This window comes from Pseudomonas sp. WHRI 8519, from assembly GCF_040224055.2.
In the GTDB taxonomy this organism is placed as follows: Bacteria; Pseudomonadota; Gammaproteobacteria; order Pseudomonadales; family Pseudomonadaceae; genus Aquipseudomonas; species Aquipseudomonas putida_X.
Genome location: NZ_CP167996.1, coordinates 970,707 through 986,638 on the forward strand (window position 1 = coordinate 970,707; position 15,932 = coordinate 986,638).

Genomic DNA, 15,932 nt, shown 5'->3' on the forward strand with positions numbered 1-15,932 from the left:
GCGCAGTCGCTATAACGTGCGTGGCCTCAGATTTCGTCTGGGTCATTGAGATAAGCGGCGTTTCTTTCAAGGATGTTCAGGCGTAACTCAAGAGGTTGCTGACCCTGCTTGCAGATGTAGGTAAACGGCACCCCATTGAAAGTACGCAGCATAAGAGGGGTTCGTCTTCCAGCAGGTGCCAGGCGCACGATTGCTTGGTCGGCGAGGTCTTCGAAGGGAATTGGCGTATCGTCGCAGTCGAGTAAGTCGAACAGCGTTGGGTAGGCACCCTTCAGTGGCGAGCGGAAAGCACCCACGCAGTCCTCGTCATGTATGTACAGCGCATGCCCGTGACGCACTTCTGAACGGACAAACAGCCGGTAGCCGTTATCTACCCGGCGGAAGTAAAGTTTCAAAGGCGGACAACTGACTGTGTCCGATACGTGGCCGAGGTAATGTGACTCGTCTCGTTTGACTGGTTGTTCAATTTTCTTTGGCTCATCTTTTCGGCGCGCTTCATTTTGTCCGGCTCGGCGAAGGGCTCTGCGAAATGTTCGACTGGCAAATCCGGCCGTCGCCAGGCCGCCCGCAGTCAGGCTGCCAGGGGGGCTCGTTGAAGTTTTTTCCAGTTCGGCGGGCCCACTGTGCAGTACGTCGAGGAAGTGCGACGTGCCATCCACGACTTCGACGGTGGCAATGAAAGAGCGTTGTCGATTAGTCAGCATAGGTCTACTCCGGTTGAGGGACTTATGCAGGATCCTGAAGTGCTTGATTGGCCGGCAGTAGGAAATGCGGCCTGAGGCGGGGTGAAGAAGGCTGAACCTTTGCGGCAGGTTTGTCTGGAGGGGTGAAGCAGGAGGAGCGGCTAGCCACTCCTCCCTGGCAATCGATCAGCGCTTGAGCCCGTAGCTCTCGTCGAGCATGCCCGGCGAGTTCGGCGACTTCGGTGCATAGTCGCGTGGCACTTCAGCAGTGTCCTTCGGCGGGGTCAGGCGGTCACGTGGACCTTGGGTGCCTTCAGAGTGCAGGGCAGCCAGCAGGCGCTGACGGGTGACATCGTCAAGGGCCAGGTTGTTGGCGCCTTCGGCAAGGTGATCCTGCACGTCCTGGTAGCTCTGGGTCAGTTTCTTGACCAGCATGGCGGTGCTGTTGAAGTGGGTGACCACTTCGTTCTGGTAACTGTCGAAACGCTTCTGGATGTCATCCAGTTGGCGCTGGGTATTGCTGGGCGCCGCATTGGGCAACAGGCGGGCCACGATGAAACCGACCGCCACACCGATGACCAGGGCCAGGGTTGGCAACAACCAAACAAGGAGCGAGAGTTCCACGAGTCCTTCCTCTATAAACGGCTTTGCTTTACGTTAACGGCTCAGACCTGCGCTGTATACCGCGAGCGATCGCAAATCAGAACAGAATTCCTACCCTAGACGAATCGACCCCCTTCGAGGTCACGGAGTGAGTGCCTTGCTTGTCCGCGAAACCCCCTTGTTCATCGATGGCCCCGCCGGCCAGCTGGAAGCCTTGTACCTGGACGTGGCCGACGCCCGTGGCGCGGTGCTGATCTGCCACCCCAATCCGGTTCAGGGTGGCACCATGCTCAACAAGGTGGTCTCGACCCTGCAGCGTACTGCCCGCGACGCTGGCTACGTGACCTTGCGCTTCAATTACCGCGGTGTCGGCCAGAGCGCGGGCAGCCATGACATGGGCGCTGGTGAAGTGGCCGATGCACAGGCTGCCGCGGCCTGGTTGCGTGAAAAGCACCCGCACCTGCCCCTGGTGCTGATGGGCTTCTCGTTCGGCGGCTTTGTCGCCACCAGCCTGGCCGGGCGCCTTGAGAGCGAGGGTGTGACGCTGCAGCACCTGTTCATGATTGCCCCGGCAGTGATGCGCCTGACTGCAGAGTTCCCCTTGCCGCAGCGCTGCCCGATCACCGTGGTGCAGCCAGATGCCGACGAAGTCGTTGCACCGCAGCTCGTTTACGAATGGTCTGACGCGCTGCCGCGCCCCCATGAGCTGCTGAAAGTGGCAGAATGCGGACACTTCTTCCATGGCAAGCTGACCGATCTGAAGGATCTGCTGCTGCCGCGCCTTTCGAATTGAGCCAAGCCTGAATAAGCGAACACCCATGACCACGCGCATTCTCACTGGTATCACCACCACCGGTACTCCACACCTGGGCAACTACGCCGGTGCCATTCGCCCGGCGATCGTCGCCAGCCAGCAGCCGGGTGCCGACTCGTTCTACTTTCTGGCCGACTATCACGCCCTGATCAAGTGCGATGACCCCCTGCGCATCCAGCGCTCTCGTCTGGAAATCGCTGCAACCTGGCTGGCCGGCGGCCTGGACCCGGACAAAGTGACTTTCTACCGTCAGTCTGATATTCCCGAGATCCCTGAGCTGACCTGGCTGCTCACCTGCGTTGCGGCCAAGGGCCTGCTCAACCGCGCGCACGCCTACAAGGCTTCGGTGGACAAGAACCTCGAGAATGGCGAAGACCCGGACGCCGGCGTGACCATGGGCCTGTACAGCTACCCGGTACTGATGGCGGCGGACATCCTGATGTTCAACGCCCACAAGGTGCCGGTGGGGCGCGATCAGATCCAGCACGTGGAAATGGCCCGTGACATCGGCCAGCGCTTCAACCACCTGTTTGGCCAGGGCAAGGACTTCTTCGCCCTGCCAGAGGCGGTCATCGAAGAAAGCGTGGCGACTTTGCCTGGCCTGGACGGGCGCAAGATGTCCAAGAGCTACGACAACACCATCCCGCTGTTCTCTACCGCGAAGGACATGAAAGACGCCATTTCGCGCATCGTGACCGACTCGCGCGCACCTGGCGAAGCGAAAGACCCGGACAACGCGCACCTGTTCACCCTGTTCCAGGCCTTCTCGACGCCGGCGCAATGCGCCGAGTTCCGCGAAGAGCTGCTGCAGGGCCTGGGCTGGGGCGAAGCCAAGCAGCGCCTGTTTCAGCTGCTTGACGGGCAACTGGCCGAGAAGCGTGAGCACTATCATCAACTGATTTCCCGCCCGTCGGACCTGGAAGACATCTTGCTGGCAGGCGCCGCCAAGGCCCGCAAGACTGCCACGCCGTTCCTCGAGCAACTGCGCGAGGCGGTGGGCCTGCGCTCGTTCCGCAGCAGCGTGCAGGCCACCACCGAGGTTAAGAAGAAGGCCGTCAAGAGCGCACGCTTCGTCAGCTTCCGTGACGAGGATGGCAGCTTCCGCTTCCGCCTGTTGGCCGCCGATGGCGAGCAATTGCTGTTGTCCCGCAGCTTCGCCGATGGCAAGAGCGCGGGTGCGGTGAGCAAGCAGTTGCAGCAAGGTGGCGATGCCGACGTGCGTGTCGAAGGCCTGAGCTTCAGCCTGTGGCTGAACGGCGAGCAGGTCGCAGACGGGCCGCAGTTCGCCAGTGCTCAGGCCCGCGACGTGGCTGTTCAAAGCCTGCGTGAAGCCCTGGCGCCGCAGCAGGACTGAGACAGTTTGACGCAAGTCTGATTGCCATTAAGCGGGCCGCTCGCTACAGTGACGGCCCGTTTTTTGTTGCCTCGCTAACGAAATCATGACGCCCCTAGAACGATATCAAGCAGATCTGAAACGTCCCGACTTCTTCCATGATGCGGCGCAGGAAACTGCGGTGCGTCACTTGCAGCGTCTGTACGACGACCTGGTACACGCGCAGAACAACAAGCCGGGCATGTTCGGCAAGCTGTTCGGCAAGAAGGAACAGACGCCGGTCAAGGGCCTGTATTTCTGGGGCGGGGTAGGCCGGGGCAAGACCTACCTGGTCGATACCTTCTATGAAGCGCTGCCGTTCAAGCAGAAGATGCGTACGCACTTCCACCGCTTCATGAAGCGTGTGCACGAGGAGATGAAAACCCTCAAGGGCGAGAAGAACCCGTTGACCATCATCGCGAAGCGCTTCAGCGATGAAGCCAAGGTGATCTGTTTCGATGAATTCTTCGTCTCCGACATCACCGATGCCATGATCCTCGGCACCCTGATGGAAGAGCTGTTCAAGAACGGCGTGTCGCTGGTGGCGACCTCCAACATCGTCCCGGACGGCCTGTACAAGGATGGCCTGCAGCGTGCGCGCTTCCTGCCGGCCATTGCCATGATCAAGCAGTACACGGACGTGGTGAACGTCGATAGCGGGGTCGACTACCGCCTGCGCCACCTGGAGCAGGCCGAACTGTTCCACTTCCCGCTCGACGAGGCTGCCGAGCAGAGCATGCGGGCGAGCTTCAAGGCGCTGACACCCGAGTGCACCCAGGCCGTCGACAATGATGTGCTGATGATCGAGAACCGTCCGATCCATGCCTTGCGGACCTGTGACGATGTTGCCTGGTTCGACTTCCGCGCCCTGTGCGATGGGCCGCGCAGCCAGAACGACTACATTGAGCTGGGCAAGATTTTCCATGCCGTGCTGTTGAGCAATGTCGAGCAGATGGGCGTCACCACCGACGACATCGCCCGGCGCTTCATCAACATGGTGGACGAGTTCTATGACCGCAACGTCAAGCTGATCATTTCGGCCGAGGTAGAGCTCAAGGATCTGTACACCGGCGGGCGCCTGAGCTTCGAGTTCCAGCGCACCTTGAGCCGGTTGCTGGAAATGCAGTCGCACGAATTCCTCTCCCGCGCCCACAAGCCCTGACGGGCGCAAGCTTCAAGCTGCAAGCTGCAAGAAAAAGCCAAAGCAGTACGCGGATTGCTTTGGCTTTTTCTTGTGGCTTGCAGCTCGCAGCTTGCCGCTCAGAAAGCCCTTCAGGCTTCCTGCACAAACTGCTGCCGATACTGGTTCGGTGACAACTCCGTGTGCTGGCGGAACAGCCGCGCAAAGAAACTCGCATCGTCATAGCCGACTTCATAGCTGATGGTCTTGATGCTCTTGCGCGTGCTCGACAGCAGCCCCTTGGCCGTCTCGATCCGTAGCCGCTGCAGGTAGTGCAGCGGCTTGTCGCCGGTCGCGCCCTGGAAGCGCCGCATGAAGTTGCGGATGCTCATGCCATGGTTGCGGGCCACATCCTCGAAGCGGAACTTGTCGGCGAAGTGCTCCTCGAGCCAGTGCTGGATCTGCAGGATGATCAGGTCCTGGTGCAGCTTCTGGCCGCCGAAACCCATGCGCCCGGGAGTGTAGTTGCGCTGCACTTCATAGAGGATGTCGCGGGCCACGGCGCGGGCTACGTTGGCCCCGCAGAAGCGTTCGATCAGGTAGATGTACAGGTCGCAGGCCGAAGTGGTGCCGCCGGCGCAGTAAAGGTTGTCGGCGTCGGTCAGGTGCTTGTCCTGGTTCAGACGCACTTTCGGATAGCGCTCGGCGAAGCTGGTGAAGAAGCGCCAGTAGGTGGTCGCTTCCTTGCCGTCGAGCAGGCCGGCCTCGGCCAGCCAGAACACCCCGCTGGCTTCAGCGCACAGTACGGCGCCGCGGGCATGTTGCTCGCGCAACCAGGGCAGCACTTGCGGATAACGTTGCAGCAGGTTGTCGAAGTCTTCCCAGAAGGCCGGAAGGATGATCACATCGGCGTCATCCAGGCCGCCATCGACCGGCAGCTGCACATTGCTGAAGCTGTCCACCGGCTGGCCGTCGGGGCTCACCAGACAGATCTCGAACATGGGCTGCAAGCCCAGGCCCAGCTGTTTGCTGTAGCGCAGGCTGGCGAGGTGGAAAAAGTCCTTGGCTTGCATCAAGGTCGAAGCGAACACCTTGTCAATGGCCAGGATGCTGACGCGCCGCAGCGACGCGGAGGGTTGGGTAAACATCATTGTCATTGTTCTTATAGGGTAGAGTGGTCAATCACCGGCTGGATCGTCTTATGTTTTTTGTCGAGCTGCAAGCTTCGAGCTGCAAGCGGCAAGAAAAAAGCAGCGAGTGCAACACTCACTCTGACTTGCAGCTTGCAGCTTCGCTCAAGGCGCGGGGTTCGGCTGCTCCTGATGAATCGCTTCGATCGCCGCCAGTAGCTCATCGCTCAGGTTCAGCTCCAGGCTGTTGAGGTTGCTCTGAAGTTGCACCAGGTCGGTGGCACCGATGATGTTGCTGGTCACGAAGGGCTGGCGGGTGACGAATGCCAGGGCCATCTGCGCCGGGTCCAGCCCGTGTGCCTGGGCCAGTTGCACATAACGGCTGCAGGCCGCCACTGTCTGTGGGTTGGAGTAACGGGCGAAGCGGCTGAACAGGGTCAGGCGACCATTTTCTGGTCGGGCGCCGTTTTCGTATTTGCCCGACAGCATGCCGAAGGCCAGCGGCGAGTAGGCCAACAGGCCGCACTGCTCGCGGATGGCCACTTCCGCCAGGCCCACCTCGAAGCTGCGGTTGAGCAGGTTGTACGGGTTCTGTATCGACACCGCCCGGGGCCAGCCGCGGGTTTCGGCCAGGTGCAGGAACTTCATGGTGCCCCACGGCGTTTCGTTGGAAAGGCCAATGTGGCGGATCTTGCCTGCCCGCACCTGCTCGTCAAGCACCTCGAGGGTTTCTTCCAGCGGGGTGAACAGGTCATGCGCCAGGTGCTGGTAACCCAGCTTGCCGAAGAAATTGGTGCTGCGCTCCGGCCAGTGCAGCTGATACAGGTCGATACGGTCGGTCTGCAGGCGCTCAAGGCTTGCATCCAGCGCCGCTACGATATGCTGGCGGTTGTGCTTGAGCTGGCCGTCGCGGATATGGCTGATACCGTTGCCGGGGCCTGCGACCTTGCTGGCGAGAACCCATTCATCGCGGTCGCCGTGCTGGCGGAACCAGTTGCCGATGATGCGCTCGGTGGCGGCATAGGTCTCCGGGCGTGGCGGCACGGGGTACATTTCTGCGGTGTCGATGAAGTTGACCCCGCTGGTTTTGGCCAGTTTGATCTGGGCGAAGGCCTCGGCCTCATTGTTCTGCTCGCCCCAGGTCATGGTGCCCAGGCACAGGGCGCTGACATCGAGATCGGTACGGCCAAGCTTGCGGTATTCCATCGGGAAAACACTCCTAGGCAAAGACACCCATAAAAGCAGGTTGAAATTTTTCGCGCAATCTGGATAATTCGGCACCTCTCCGTGTGGCGGAAGTGATGCACCACCACACAGGAAGAACCCCGTCGAACATTGGCGTGCCCGACCCGAGCCCCCAAAAGCGTCTGTGTTCGGCTGCGCGTTTGCCCTTGGCAAGCTGTGCACTATCCAGTAAGATTCGCCGTCTATTTTTCGCTGGGCGGCCTCTGAGGCTTTAGAGAATGAAAACTTTTACTGCTAAACCGGAAACAGTAAAGCGCGAGTGGTTCGTAGTCGACGCCGCTGGCCAGACCCTGGGTCGTCTGGCTACCGAAATCGCTAGCCGTCTGCGTGGCAAGCACAAACCAGAATACACCCCTCACGTTGACACCGGCGACTACATCGTCGTTATCAACGCCGAGCAAATCCGTGTAACTGGCGCCAAGTCTTCCGACAAGATGTACTACTCCCACTCCGGCTTCCCGGGCGGTATCAAGGAAATCAACTTCGAGAAGTTGATCGCCAAGGCCCCTGAGCGTGTTATCGAAACCGCGGTCAAAGGCATGCTGCCGAAGAACCCGCTGGGTCGCGACATGTACCGTAAGCTGAAAGTGTACGCGGGTGCTGCTCACCCACACACTGCTCAGCAGCCTCAAGAACTGAAGATCTAACGGGATAGTTCATTATGTCGGCGACTCAAAATTACGGCACTGGCCGTCGCAAGACCGCAACCGCTCGCGTTTTCCTGCGTCCGGGTACTGGTAACATCTCCATCAACAACCGTCCTCTGGACACCTTCTTCGGCCGCGAAACCGCTCGCATGGTTGTTCGCCAGCCGCTGGAGCTGACCGAGAGCACCGAGAAGTTCGACATCTACGTCACCGTTGCCGGTGGTGGTGTCAGCGGTCAAGCCGGTGCGATCCGTCACGGTATCACCCGCGCTCTGATGGAATACGACGAAACCCTGCGTGGCGCTCTGCGTCGTGCTGGCTACGTCACCCGCGACGCTCGTGAAGTCGAGCGTAAGAAAGTGGGTCTGCGTAAAGCGCGTAAGCGTCCTCAGTACTCCAAGCGTTAATACCGCTTCGGCAGTCGAAAAAAGCCCGGTTCCTTGGAACCGGGCTTTTTTTATGTCTTGAACTAACCTGTCAGCATGTCCGTGGTGTCCTGCCGCATAGACGCAGATCAAGCAAAGCGAGGGTTGTAGCCCATACCGGGGTTAATCACCTTGTCACTGTGTGGATTTGTTTCTTACCATGGCGGCCAATTTTGGGTGCCACAGACATTACCTAAGTACAGGCCTGATTCAACAGGCCAAGCAAGCTGATGGGAGAGGACTGAATGAGCAATGACGGCGTCAACGCAGGCCGGCGCCGCTTCCTCGTAGCCGCGACATCCGTGGTCGGGGCAGCGGGGGCAGTGGGGGCTGCGGTACCGTTCGTGGGGTCATGGTTTCCCAGTGCCAAGGCGAAGGCGGCTGGTGCACCGGTGAAGGTCAACATCGCCAAGGTCGAACCTGGGCAGCAGATGGTGGCGGAGTGGCGCGGTCAGCCAGTGTTCATCGTGCGGCGAACGGACGAGATTCTGGGGAACCTCACGAAGGTCACGGCCGAGCTCGCCGACCCTGAATCGAAGGCCTCGGTGCAGCCGGAGTACGTCGACCCCCAGGTGCGCTCGATCAAGCCGGAAATCCTCATTCTCGTAGGCCTGTGCACCCACCTTGGCTGCTCGCCGACCTTCCGCCCGGAAGTCGCGCCCGCCGACCTTGGGCCGAAATGGGTGGGGGGTTACTTCTGCCCCTGCCACGGTTCCCACTACGACTTGGCCGGGCGTGTCTACAAATCGCAGCCAGCACCTCTCAACCTGCCAGTGCCACCGCACTCTTACGAGTCGGATGACATCGTCGTCATCGGCGTCGACCAGGAGAAAGCATGATGAGCAAGTTCATGGACTGGATTGATGCTCGCTTCCCCGCCACCAAGATGTGGGAAGATCACCTGAGCAAGTATTACGCGCCCAAGAACTTCAATTTCCTGTATTTCTTCGGCTCGTTGGCCCTGTTGGTGCTGGTCAACCAGATCGTCACCGGTGTATGGCTGACCATGAGTTTCACGCCCTCGGCGGAAGAGGCCTTCGCGTCGGTCGAGTACATCATGCGTGACGTGGAGTACGGCTGGATCTTGCGTTATTTGCACTCCACCGGCGCTTCGGCGTTCTTCGTGGTGGTCTACCTGCACATGTTCCGCGGCCTGCTCTATGGCTCCTACCAAAAGCCACGGGAACTGGTCTGGCTGTTCGGTATGCTGATCTACCTGGCGCTGATGGCCGAGGCCTTCATGGGCTATCTGCTGCCTTGGGGGCAGATGTCGTACTGGGGCGCCCAGGTGATCATCTCGCTGTTCGGAGCAATCCCGGTGATCGGCGACGACCTGACCCAGTGGATCCGCGGTGACTACCTGATTTCTGGCATCACCCTCAACCGCTTCTTTGCGCTGCACGTAGTGGCCCTGCCGATCGTCATTCTCGGGCTGGTTGTGTTGCACATCCTCGCCTTGCACGAGGTGGGTTCGAACAACCCTGATGGGGTCGATATCAAGAAGAAAAAGGACGAGAACGGTATCCCGCTGGATGGTATCCCGTTCCACCCGTACTACACCGTCAAGGACATTGTCGGCGTGGTGGTGTTCCTGTTCGTCTTCTGTGCGGTAGTGTTCTTCTTCCCGGAAATGGGCGGCTACTTCCTGGAAAAACCCAACTTCGAACAGGCCAACGCGTTCAAGACGCCTGAGCATATCGCGCCGGTCTGGTACTTCACGCCGTTCTACGCGATTTTGCGTGCGGTGCCCGACAAGCTCATGGGCGTAATCGCCATGGGGGCGGCGATCGCCGTGCTGTTCGTGTTGCCTTGGCTCGACCGAAGCCCGGTACGCTCAATGCGCTACAAGGGCTGGATCAGCAAGGTCTTCCTGCTGGTGTTCTGCATTTCCTTCGTCATCCTCGGCATTTTGGGGGTGCTGGCGCCTACCCCAGGCCGCACGCTGCTGTCGCAGGTGTGCACCGTGCTGTACTTCGCCTACTTCCTGTTGATGCCGTTCTACACAAGGCTTGAGAAGACCAAACCGGTTCCGGAAAGGGTGACTGGCTGATGAAAAAGTTGATTGCAGTATTTTTGCTGGCAGTGATGCCTGCCTTTACCTTTGCTGCCGGGCCGGGGTTGGAGCTGGACAAAGTCGATATCGACCTGACGGACAAGGCTGCGATGCAGGATGGTGCGCGGACTTTCGCCAACTATTGCATGGGTTGCCACAGCGCCAAGTTCCAGCGTTACGAGCGCGTAGCCGATGACTTGGGAATACCCCATGAGCTGATGCTCGAGAAACTGGTGTTCACCGGGGCCAAGATCGGCGACCACATGAACATCGGCATGAAGCCCGATGATGCCAAGACCTGGTTCGGGGCTGCGCCGCCTGACCTGACCCTGGTTGCCCGGGTGCGGGGTACCGATTGGCTGTACACCTACCTGCGCAGCTTCTATGAGGACAAATCGCGGCCTTATGGGGTCAACAACAAGGTATTCCCGAACGTCGGCATGCCCAATGTGCTGGTCGGGCTGCAGGGTAACCAGGTGATCGGGTGCAAGCAGGTGCAGAGGGTGGTCGATGGCAAGAAGCAATTCGACCCCTTGACCGGCAGCCCTTTGACCCATGAAGCGTGTGACCAGCTGACCATCACGCCGAATTCCGGTACCCTGACGCCTGAGCAGTTCGACGAGAAGGTCAAGAACCTGGTGACCTTCCTGGCCTATTCGGCCAACCCGGTCAAACTGGAAAGCCAGCGCATCGGCACCTATGTGTTGCTGTACCTGGCCTTCTTCTTCGTGTTCGCCTACTTGCTCAAGCGCGAATACTGGAAGGACGTGCACTGATCACGCAGTAGTTTCTGGTAGTTGAACGCGCCCTGGGCGCCCCCTCGTCTAAGCGAAGGGGCCTCCAGGGCGCGTTTGCATTTGCAGTTTCACAAGCATCCCCATGCGAGGAGGCGCTACATGGGCGCGACCATCAGGTTAGCCTGCTATTCCGACCCCGCTGATCATTATTCTCATCGGGTACGCCTGGTTCTCGCCGAGAAAGGTGTCAGCGTGCAGATCATCGACGTCGATCCCGGTCGTCTGCCACCCAAGCTGGGTGAGGTGAACCCTTACGGCAGCGTGCCGACCCTGGTCGATCGCGACCTGGCGTTGTATGAATCGACCGTGGTGATGGAGTACCTCGAGGAGCGTTATCCGCATCCGCCGCTGATGCCGGTGTATCCGGTGGCGCGTGGTAACAGCCGCTTGTTGATGCATCGCATTCAGCGTGATTGGTGCGTGCTGGCCGATACCGTGCTCGACTCGCGCAGCAGTGATGCCGCCCGTGCCGAGGCGCGCAAGGCGCTGCGTGAGAGCCTGACGGGCGTCTCGCCCTTGTTCAACGAGTTCGCTTGCTTCATGAGCGATGAGCAAAGCCTGGTCGATTGTTGTCTATTGCCCATACTCTGGCGTTTGCCGGTACTGGGTATCGAATTGCCGCGGCAAGCAAAGCCGCTGCTGGATTACATGGAGCGACAGTTCGCCCGCGAGCCTTTCCTGGCGAGCCTGTCTTCCGTTGAACGTGAAATGCGTAAGCTTTAAGGAGCCGTTGATGAACTCCAGTCGCCCCTATCTGGTTCGAGCACTGTACGAGTGGATCGTCGACAACGATTGCACGCCCCATATGCTGGTCAATGCCGAATACCCGGCAGTCCAGGTGCCGCAAGGTTTCGCCAGTGACGGCCAGATCGTCCTGAACATCTCCCCAAGTGCCGTGCGCAGCCTGCACATGGACAACGATGCGGTGAGCTTCGAAGGGCGCTTCGGTGGTGTTGCCCACTCGTTGTTCGTGCCGGTCGGCGCAATTCTGGGTATTTATGCCCGCGAGAACGGCCAAGGCATGGTCTTCGAGCTGGAGCCTCCGTTGATGGACGGCGAAGAGCCGGAAGATGAGGGTGTCGAGCCGGACGACGACGGCCCGCCGGAAGGGGGTGGCCAGCCGCCGCGTCCGACTGGGCGGCCGAGCCTGAAGGTGGTCAAGTAACGAAAAAAGGCGATCCGTCAGGGTCGCCTTTTTCTTTGCTGCGCGGTGATGGTTACAGGTCGCTGATGGTGCGAATCTGTTCACGGTTAACGCGGGTCTGTTTACCATCCAGCTGCTGGAATTCGTAGAAGCCGGACTCCTGATCGAACGTCGGCTCGTCAACGGTCTGGAACTCGCGACCGTCGTTCAGGGTAATCAGGCTTGGGGTGGAGCAGCCGGCCAGGGTGGCGAAGGCGCCGATCAGCAGGGCGGGCAGCAGAAGCTTTTTCATACGGTGTTTCCTGAGGTTGCGAAGGTAGAGCGATCAGGTTGCCTGCACCCGCGTTCAAGGGCTGGTGCAGGCAAGGGGGTCAGTCGATGTACTCGAACAGCTTGACGATCTTTTGCACGCCCGACACGCCCTGTACCACGGCAGTGGCGGAGTTGGCTTCCTGCTGAGTAACCAGGCCGAGCAGGTAGACGATACCGTTCTCGGTGATCACTTTGATGCGCGAGCTGGGCACGGCATTGTCGGTGAGCATCTGGGTCTTGATCTTGGTGGTCAGCCAGGCGTCGTTATTGCGTGCAAGGATCGAGGAGGGTTGCATTACCTGCAGCTCGTTATGCACCCGCTTGACCCGCTGTACCTGGCTGGCGGTCTGCTCGGCCAGGCTCTTGAGGTCGGCGCGCGGGGTTTGGCCGGCGAGCAGGACAACGCCGTTGTAGCTGCTGACGACAATGTGCGAGCCTTCGTCCAGATCAGGGCTGGCTTTCGCGATGTTTACCGAGGCCTTGGTTTCGATCAGCGAGTCATCGATCTTGCTGCCGATGGTGCGAGTGCCGCGATCATCCTCGATCGGCGAATTGCGGGTCGAGGTCAGTACCGAGCTGCAGCCGGTGACGCTCAGGCACAGGGTCAGGGCCATCAGGCCGAGGCGCTTGGGGATCATTCTTCACTCCCGAACAGTTGGCTGTCGATCAGATCACACAGGCAGTGGATCGCCAGCAGGTGGACTTCCTGGATGCGTGCAGTGACCGTCGAGGGTACGCGGATCTCCACGTCCTCGGGCAACAGCAGCGAAGCCATGCCGCCACCGTCACGCCCGGTCAATGCTACGACAATCATTTCGCGATCATGTGCCGCTTGGATCGCTTGAATCACGTTTGCCGAGTTGCCGCTGGTCGAAATCGCCAGCAGCACGTCGCCGGGCTGGCCGAGGGCGCGAATCTGCTTGGAGAAGATTTCGTTGTAGCTGTAGTCGTTGGCAATCGAGGTCAGTGTCGAGCTGTCGGTGGTCAGGGCGATCGCCGGCAGGCTCGGACGCTCACGCTCAAAGCGGTTGAGGAGTTCCGACGAGAAATGCTGGGCGTCGCCGGCCGAGCCGCCGTTGCCGCAGGCGAGCATCTTGCCCTCGTTGAGCAGCGCATTGACCATGACCAGGCTGGCCTGCTCGATGTGCGGTGCCAGGATGTCCATTGCCTGTTGCTTGGTATCGATGCTGGCCTGGAACAGCCGGCGAATTCGGGATTGCATGTCCATCTGGTGACCTTAAGTGGGGCGGTGGCCTTTGCTACACGCAACAGGGACCAGCCCGCGAAACATAGAGCAATAAAAGGGGAGTGGGTTCAGCATTCGAAGGCGTTTTTCAGCCATTGAAGCGGCCTGCCTGCGTGGTGGCTACCCTGCAAGGCGACAACATCGAAGCGGCACGGGTGGTTGGCCCAGCAAGACTCCTTCAGCAGAAAAAGGCTGGCGGCATGCACCAGTCGCCTCTGCTTGCGCCCGTCGATACTGCCGAGGGCGCCACCGAAGCCCGCGTGCAACCGATAGCGGACTTCGACGAATACTACTGTATCGGTGTCGAGCATGACCAGATCAAGCTCGCCACCTTTGCATCGCCAATTACGCGTCAGCAGTTGCAGGCCTTGCCCTTGAAGAAACTCAAGGGCTTGGTTTTCTGCGGCATGGCCGGCGCTGGTTGGCGATGCTTGGGGCATCAGCGGAGGGTATCGGGCAGGCGCTTGACCTGGCCGCCCGAAAATTCAGCCCACGGCAGCTGGCGCTCGATGCGCTGACTGGCGTTCATGCTCAGGCTGCCCGACAGTCCCTGTACACGGTTATCCGGCAGCGCTTTGAGCTGGCCCAGGCGGGGCGCCAGGCTATAGGCGTCTACACCCATGGCATATAGACGGCCCAGGCTGCCAGCGGCTTGTGGCCACTGCTGGACCACCTGCTGACGCAGGCTGTTGGTGGTGTCGAGCAGCCACGGGGTTTCGCAGAAACGGATGCCGTTCATGTCGTTGTACTGGTTGACGTCACCGCTGGCGCTGTACAGGTTCGAGGTGGCATAGACCGGAACGTCGCCAGCGTACTGGAAGTTCAGGGTGGGCTTGATCTGCTGTGCCTGTTGCGGGGTCGAGGCGAGGAAGATGAAGTCGATGTCCTGGCGGCGCGAGGGTTGCGCAGCAATGGTGCCGCCCACGGTGCTCTGCAGGCTCTGTGCGCGGCCTTCGCTCTGGCGCAGCTGGAACAGATTGGCGATCTGTTGGGCCAGGGCGACTGGCTGGGCGATGCGTTCGGCGGCGAGGATGGTGCCGCCATTGCCTTCCCAGTCCTGGCGGAACGCGGCAAGCACGCGGTCGCCCCATTCACCGGCCGGCACCAGGGCCACCGCGCGAACCATGCCGTCGGCGCGGGCGCGGCGCGATACTTCGCGGGCTTCGTCTTCGGCAGCCAGGCCGAACTGGAAAAGTTGTGGCGGGGCGGTCTGGCCCGCGTCAGCGTAATTCAGGGCGAGGGTGGTGATGGGCAGCTGGGCGTTGGCGGCCAGCTTCTTGACCAGCGCTTTTTCCAGCGGGCCGACTACCAGTTGCACGCCATCGGCCTGGGCCTGGCGATAGAAGTCATCCAGCGAGCCGATGCGTGAGCTGTCATACACCTGTACGGCCGGCGCTTGCTGGCCCGCCTGCTGGGCCTGGAAGTGCGCGGCCATGAAGCCGTCACGCAGGGCGCGGGCGACACCGGCAAGCGGGCCTTCCTGGGGTAGCAGCAGACCGATCTTGGTCAGCGGCTGGCTTGCCAGTTCCTTGAGCTTGACCAAGGCCGATGGCAGCTGCAGTGCCGCGGGATGGTCTGGGTGTTGCTGGCGCCAGGTCTCGATCGCGGCCTGCTGCTGCTCCAGCGTGCCTGCGCTTTTCACGGCCAGAGCCAGGCGGGTCCAGCCGGCCAGGGTCTGATCGCCAGCGGGCTGCTGCAGTTGCTCTGCCGGCAGCGAGGCGACCAAGGCCCAGGTCGCGTCATTGTTGGCGGCGGCAGCCTGGCCGCTGAGCAGTGGGGCCAGCATCACGCGCTGTTGCGCAGCGGCCAGGGCTTGACCGTCGGCTTCCAGGGCGGCGGCGTGGACGCTATACGTACGCACCTGCTGCTCGGCCGGCAATTGGCCGAGGTGCTGCAGGCTGGGGTGCGACAAGGCGCTGAGGGCGGCTTTGGGCTGGTTGCGGCTCATGGCCAGTTCGGCGCCCAGTGTGGCGGCGAAGATCTGTTGGGCAGGCTTGAGCGTATCCATGGGGACCTGCTCGAGAATGCGTGCCGCGCGCGGGTAGTCCTTCTGCTTGTATGCCAGGTCGGCAGCGCTCAGGCGCAGCAGGGCGGCATCTTCGGCAGACGTGCTGGCCGCCGCTTTCTCGAGCAGTTGCTCGATGCTGGCGTCCGGCGTGCGTGGCAGCTCTCCGAGGCTGGATGAGGGCGAGCTGGCGCAGGCTGCCAGCAAGGCAGCGAGGCAGAGGGCTGTGAGCAGCCGCAGGCAAGCGATCATGTAAAGGTCCTGTTACTCGATCAAGTTGGCCGGCAATTGTACCCAAGCGTTGGCCGGGGCGCGATGTTGCTGAACGCGAACCTT

19 protein-coding genes are annotated in these 15,932 nt (G+C 60.8%); 10 read left to right on the top strand and 9 right to left on the bottom strand.

The features are described from left to right. Positions 1 to 26 precede the first annotated feature (26 nt). Together ABRP30_RS04445 and ABRP30_RS04450 are read right to left on the bottom strand one after the other, a co-directional pair. Positions 27 to 704 carry a hypothetical protein gene (locus ABRP30_RS04445; RefSeq protein ID WP_349976494.1) on the bottom strand — a complete coding sequence of 226 codons (678 nt, stop codon included), beginning with the start codon at positions 702 to 704 and terminating at the stop codon, positions 27 to 29. Positions 705 to 869: 165 nt separating this feature from the next. Next, a complete protein-coding gene (locus ABRP30_RS04450; protein ID WP_241804702.1) occupies positions 870 to 1,307 on the bottom strand; it encodes a YhcB family protein in 438 nt (145 codons plus the stop codon). A gap of 136 nt (positions 1,308 to 1,443) precedes the next feature. On the opposite strand from ABRP30_RS04450, the gene ABRP30_RS04455 reads away from it, so the two are divergent. The 3 genes from ABRP30_RS04455 to zapE all read left to right on the top strand — a co-directional run bounded on the left by ABRP30_RS04455 (position 1,444) and on the right by zapE (position 4,634). After that, positions 1,444 to 2,079 carry an alpha/beta fold hydrolase gene (locus ABRP30_RS04455; RefSeq protein ID WP_349976500.1) on the top strand — a complete coding sequence of 212 codons (636 nt, stop codon included), beginning with the start codon at positions 1,444 to 1,446 and terminating at the stop codon, positions 2,077 to 2,079. Between the two features lie 25 nt (positions 2,080 to 2,104). Then, positions 2,105 to 3,454, top strand: coding sequence for a tryptophan--tRNA ligase (locus tag ABRP30_RS04460; protein WP_267821125.1), 1,350 nt, complete (start codon positions 2,105 to 2,107; stop codon positions 3,452 to 3,454). Between the two features lie 85 nt (positions 3,455 to 3,539). Continuing rightward, positions 3,540 to 4,634 (top strand): cell division protein ZapE, encoded by a 1,095-nt coding sequence (zapE, locus tag ABRP30_RS04465; RefSeq protein ID WP_267821127.1) that lies wholly within the window; start codon positions 3,540 to 3,542, stop codon positions 4,632 to 4,634. Between the two features lie 110 nt (positions 4,635 to 4,744). On the opposite strand, the gene ABRP30_RS04470 is transcribed toward zapE, so the two are convergent. Both ABRP30_RS04470 and ABRP30_RS04475 read right to left on the bottom strand, forming a co-directional pair. Next, positions 4,745 to 5,665, bottom strand: a complete 921-nt coding sequence (locus ABRP30_RS04470; protein ID WP_267823885.1) for a GlxA family transcriptional regulator — start codon at positions 5,663 to 5,665, stop codon at positions 4,745 to 4,747. Positions 5,666 to 5,887: 222 nt separating this feature from the next. Next, a complete protein-coding gene (locus ABRP30_RS04475) occupies positions 5,888 to 6,928 on the bottom strand; it encodes an NADP(H)-dependent aldo-keto reductase (protein WP_267821129.1) in 1,041 nt (346 codons plus the stop codon). Positions 6,929 to 7,185: 257 nt separating this feature from the next. Between ABRP30_RS04475 and rplM the strand changes: the two genes are divergently transcribed. The 7 genes from rplM (at position 7,186) to ABRP30_RS04510 (ending at position 12,054) form a co-directional block, all read left to right on the top strand. After that, complete coding sequence (gene rplM / locus ABRP30_RS04480; protein WP_008097538.1) at positions 7,186 to 7,614, top strand: 50S ribosomal protein L13; 429 nt, start codon at positions 7,186 to 7,188, stop codon at positions 7,612 to 7,614. A 14-nt stretch (positions 7,615 to 7,628) separates the two neighbouring features. Then, on the top strand, positions 7,629 to 8,021 hold the full coding sequence (gene rpsI / locus ABRP30_RS04485; protein ID WP_012312849.1) for a 30S ribosomal protein S9: 393 nt from the start codon (positions 7,629 to 7,631) through the stop codon (positions 8,019 to 8,021). Positions 8,022 to 8,284: 263 nt separating this feature from the next. After that, the gene (gene petA, locus ABRP30_RS04490) at positions 8,285 to 8,878 is read left to right on the top strand and encodes a ubiquinol-cytochrome c reductase iron-sulfur subunit (RefSeq protein WP_267821132.1); all 594 of its coding nucleotides are present in this window, start codon (positions 8,285 to 8,287) and stop codon (positions 8,876 to 8,878) included. Further along, positions 8,878 to 10,089 carry a cytochrome bc complex cytochrome b subunit gene (locus ABRP30_RS04495; protein ID WP_241804923.1) on the top strand — a complete coding sequence of 404 codons (1,212 nt, stop codon included), beginning with the start codon at positions 8,878 to 8,880 and terminating at the stop codon, positions 10,087 to 10,089. The genes petA and ABRP30_RS04495 overlap by 1 nt, the downstream gene beginning before the upstream one ends. Further along, positions 10,089 to 10,868: a cytochrome c1 gene (locus ABRP30_RS04500; RefSeq protein ID WP_267821134.1), complete on the top strand. Its 780-nt coding sequence runs from the start codon at positions 10,089 to 10,091 to the stop codon at positions 10,866 to 10,868. The genes ABRP30_RS04495 and ABRP30_RS04500 overlap by 1 nt, the downstream gene beginning before the upstream one ends. A 120-nt stretch (positions 10,869 to 10,988) precedes the next feature. Next, positions 10,989 to 11,612 carry a glutathione S-transferase N-terminal domain-containing protein gene (locus ABRP30_RS04505; RefSeq protein WP_241804707.1) on the top strand — a complete coding sequence of 208 codons (624 nt, stop codon included), beginning with the start codon at positions 10,989 to 10,991 and terminating at the stop codon, positions 11,610 to 11,612. Positions 11,613 to 11,622: 10 nt separating this feature from the next. Continuing rightward, a complete protein-coding gene (locus ABRP30_RS04510) occupies positions 11,623 to 12,054 on the top strand; it encodes a ClpXP protease specificity-enhancing factor (protein ID WP_267821138.1) in 432 nt (143 codons plus the stop codon). 52 nt (positions 12,055 to 12,106) lie between these two features. Here the strand turns inward: ABRP30_RS04510 and ABRP30_RS04515 are convergent, their stop codons facing one another. From ABRP30_RS04515 to ABRP30_RS04535, 5 genes are all read right to left on the bottom strand, one after another. Continuing rightward, positions 12,107 to 12,325 (bottom strand): YgdI/YgdR family lipoprotein, encoded by a 219-nt coding sequence (locus ABRP30_RS04515; protein WP_349976493.1) that lies wholly within the window; start codon positions 12,323 to 12,325, stop codon positions 12,107 to 12,109. A gap of 79 nt (positions 12,326 to 12,404) precedes the next feature. After that, positions 12,405 to 12,983, bottom strand: a complete 579-nt coding sequence (locus ABRP30_RS04520) for a BON domain-containing protein (protein ID WP_267821140.1) — start codon at positions 12,981 to 12,983, stop codon at positions 12,405 to 12,407. Continuing rightward, complete coding sequence (locus ABRP30_RS04525) at positions 12,980 to 13,573, bottom strand: phosphoheptose isomerase (protein ID WP_008097558.1); 594 nt, start codon at positions 13,571 to 13,573, stop codon at positions 12,980 to 12,982. Before ABRP30_RS04525 ends, ABRP30_RS04520 begins: the two co-directional genes overlap by 4 nt. Positions 13,574 to 13,659: 86 nt before the next feature. Then, positions 13,660 to 14,031 (bottom strand): YraN family protein, encoded by a 372-nt coding sequence (locus ABRP30_RS04530; protein ID WP_267821143.1) that lies wholly within the window; start codon positions 14,029 to 14,031, stop codon positions 13,660 to 13,662. Next, positions 14,031 to 15,848 carry a penicillin-binding protein activator gene (locus tag ABRP30_RS04535; RefSeq protein ID WP_267821145.1) on the bottom strand — a complete coding sequence of 606 codons (1,818 nt, stop codon included), beginning with the start codon at positions 15,846 to 15,848 and terminating at the stop codon, positions 14,031 to 14,033. Before ABRP30_RS04535 ends, ABRP30_RS04530 begins: the two co-directional genes overlap by 1 nt. Positions 15,849 to 15,932: the final 84 nt, after the last annotated feature.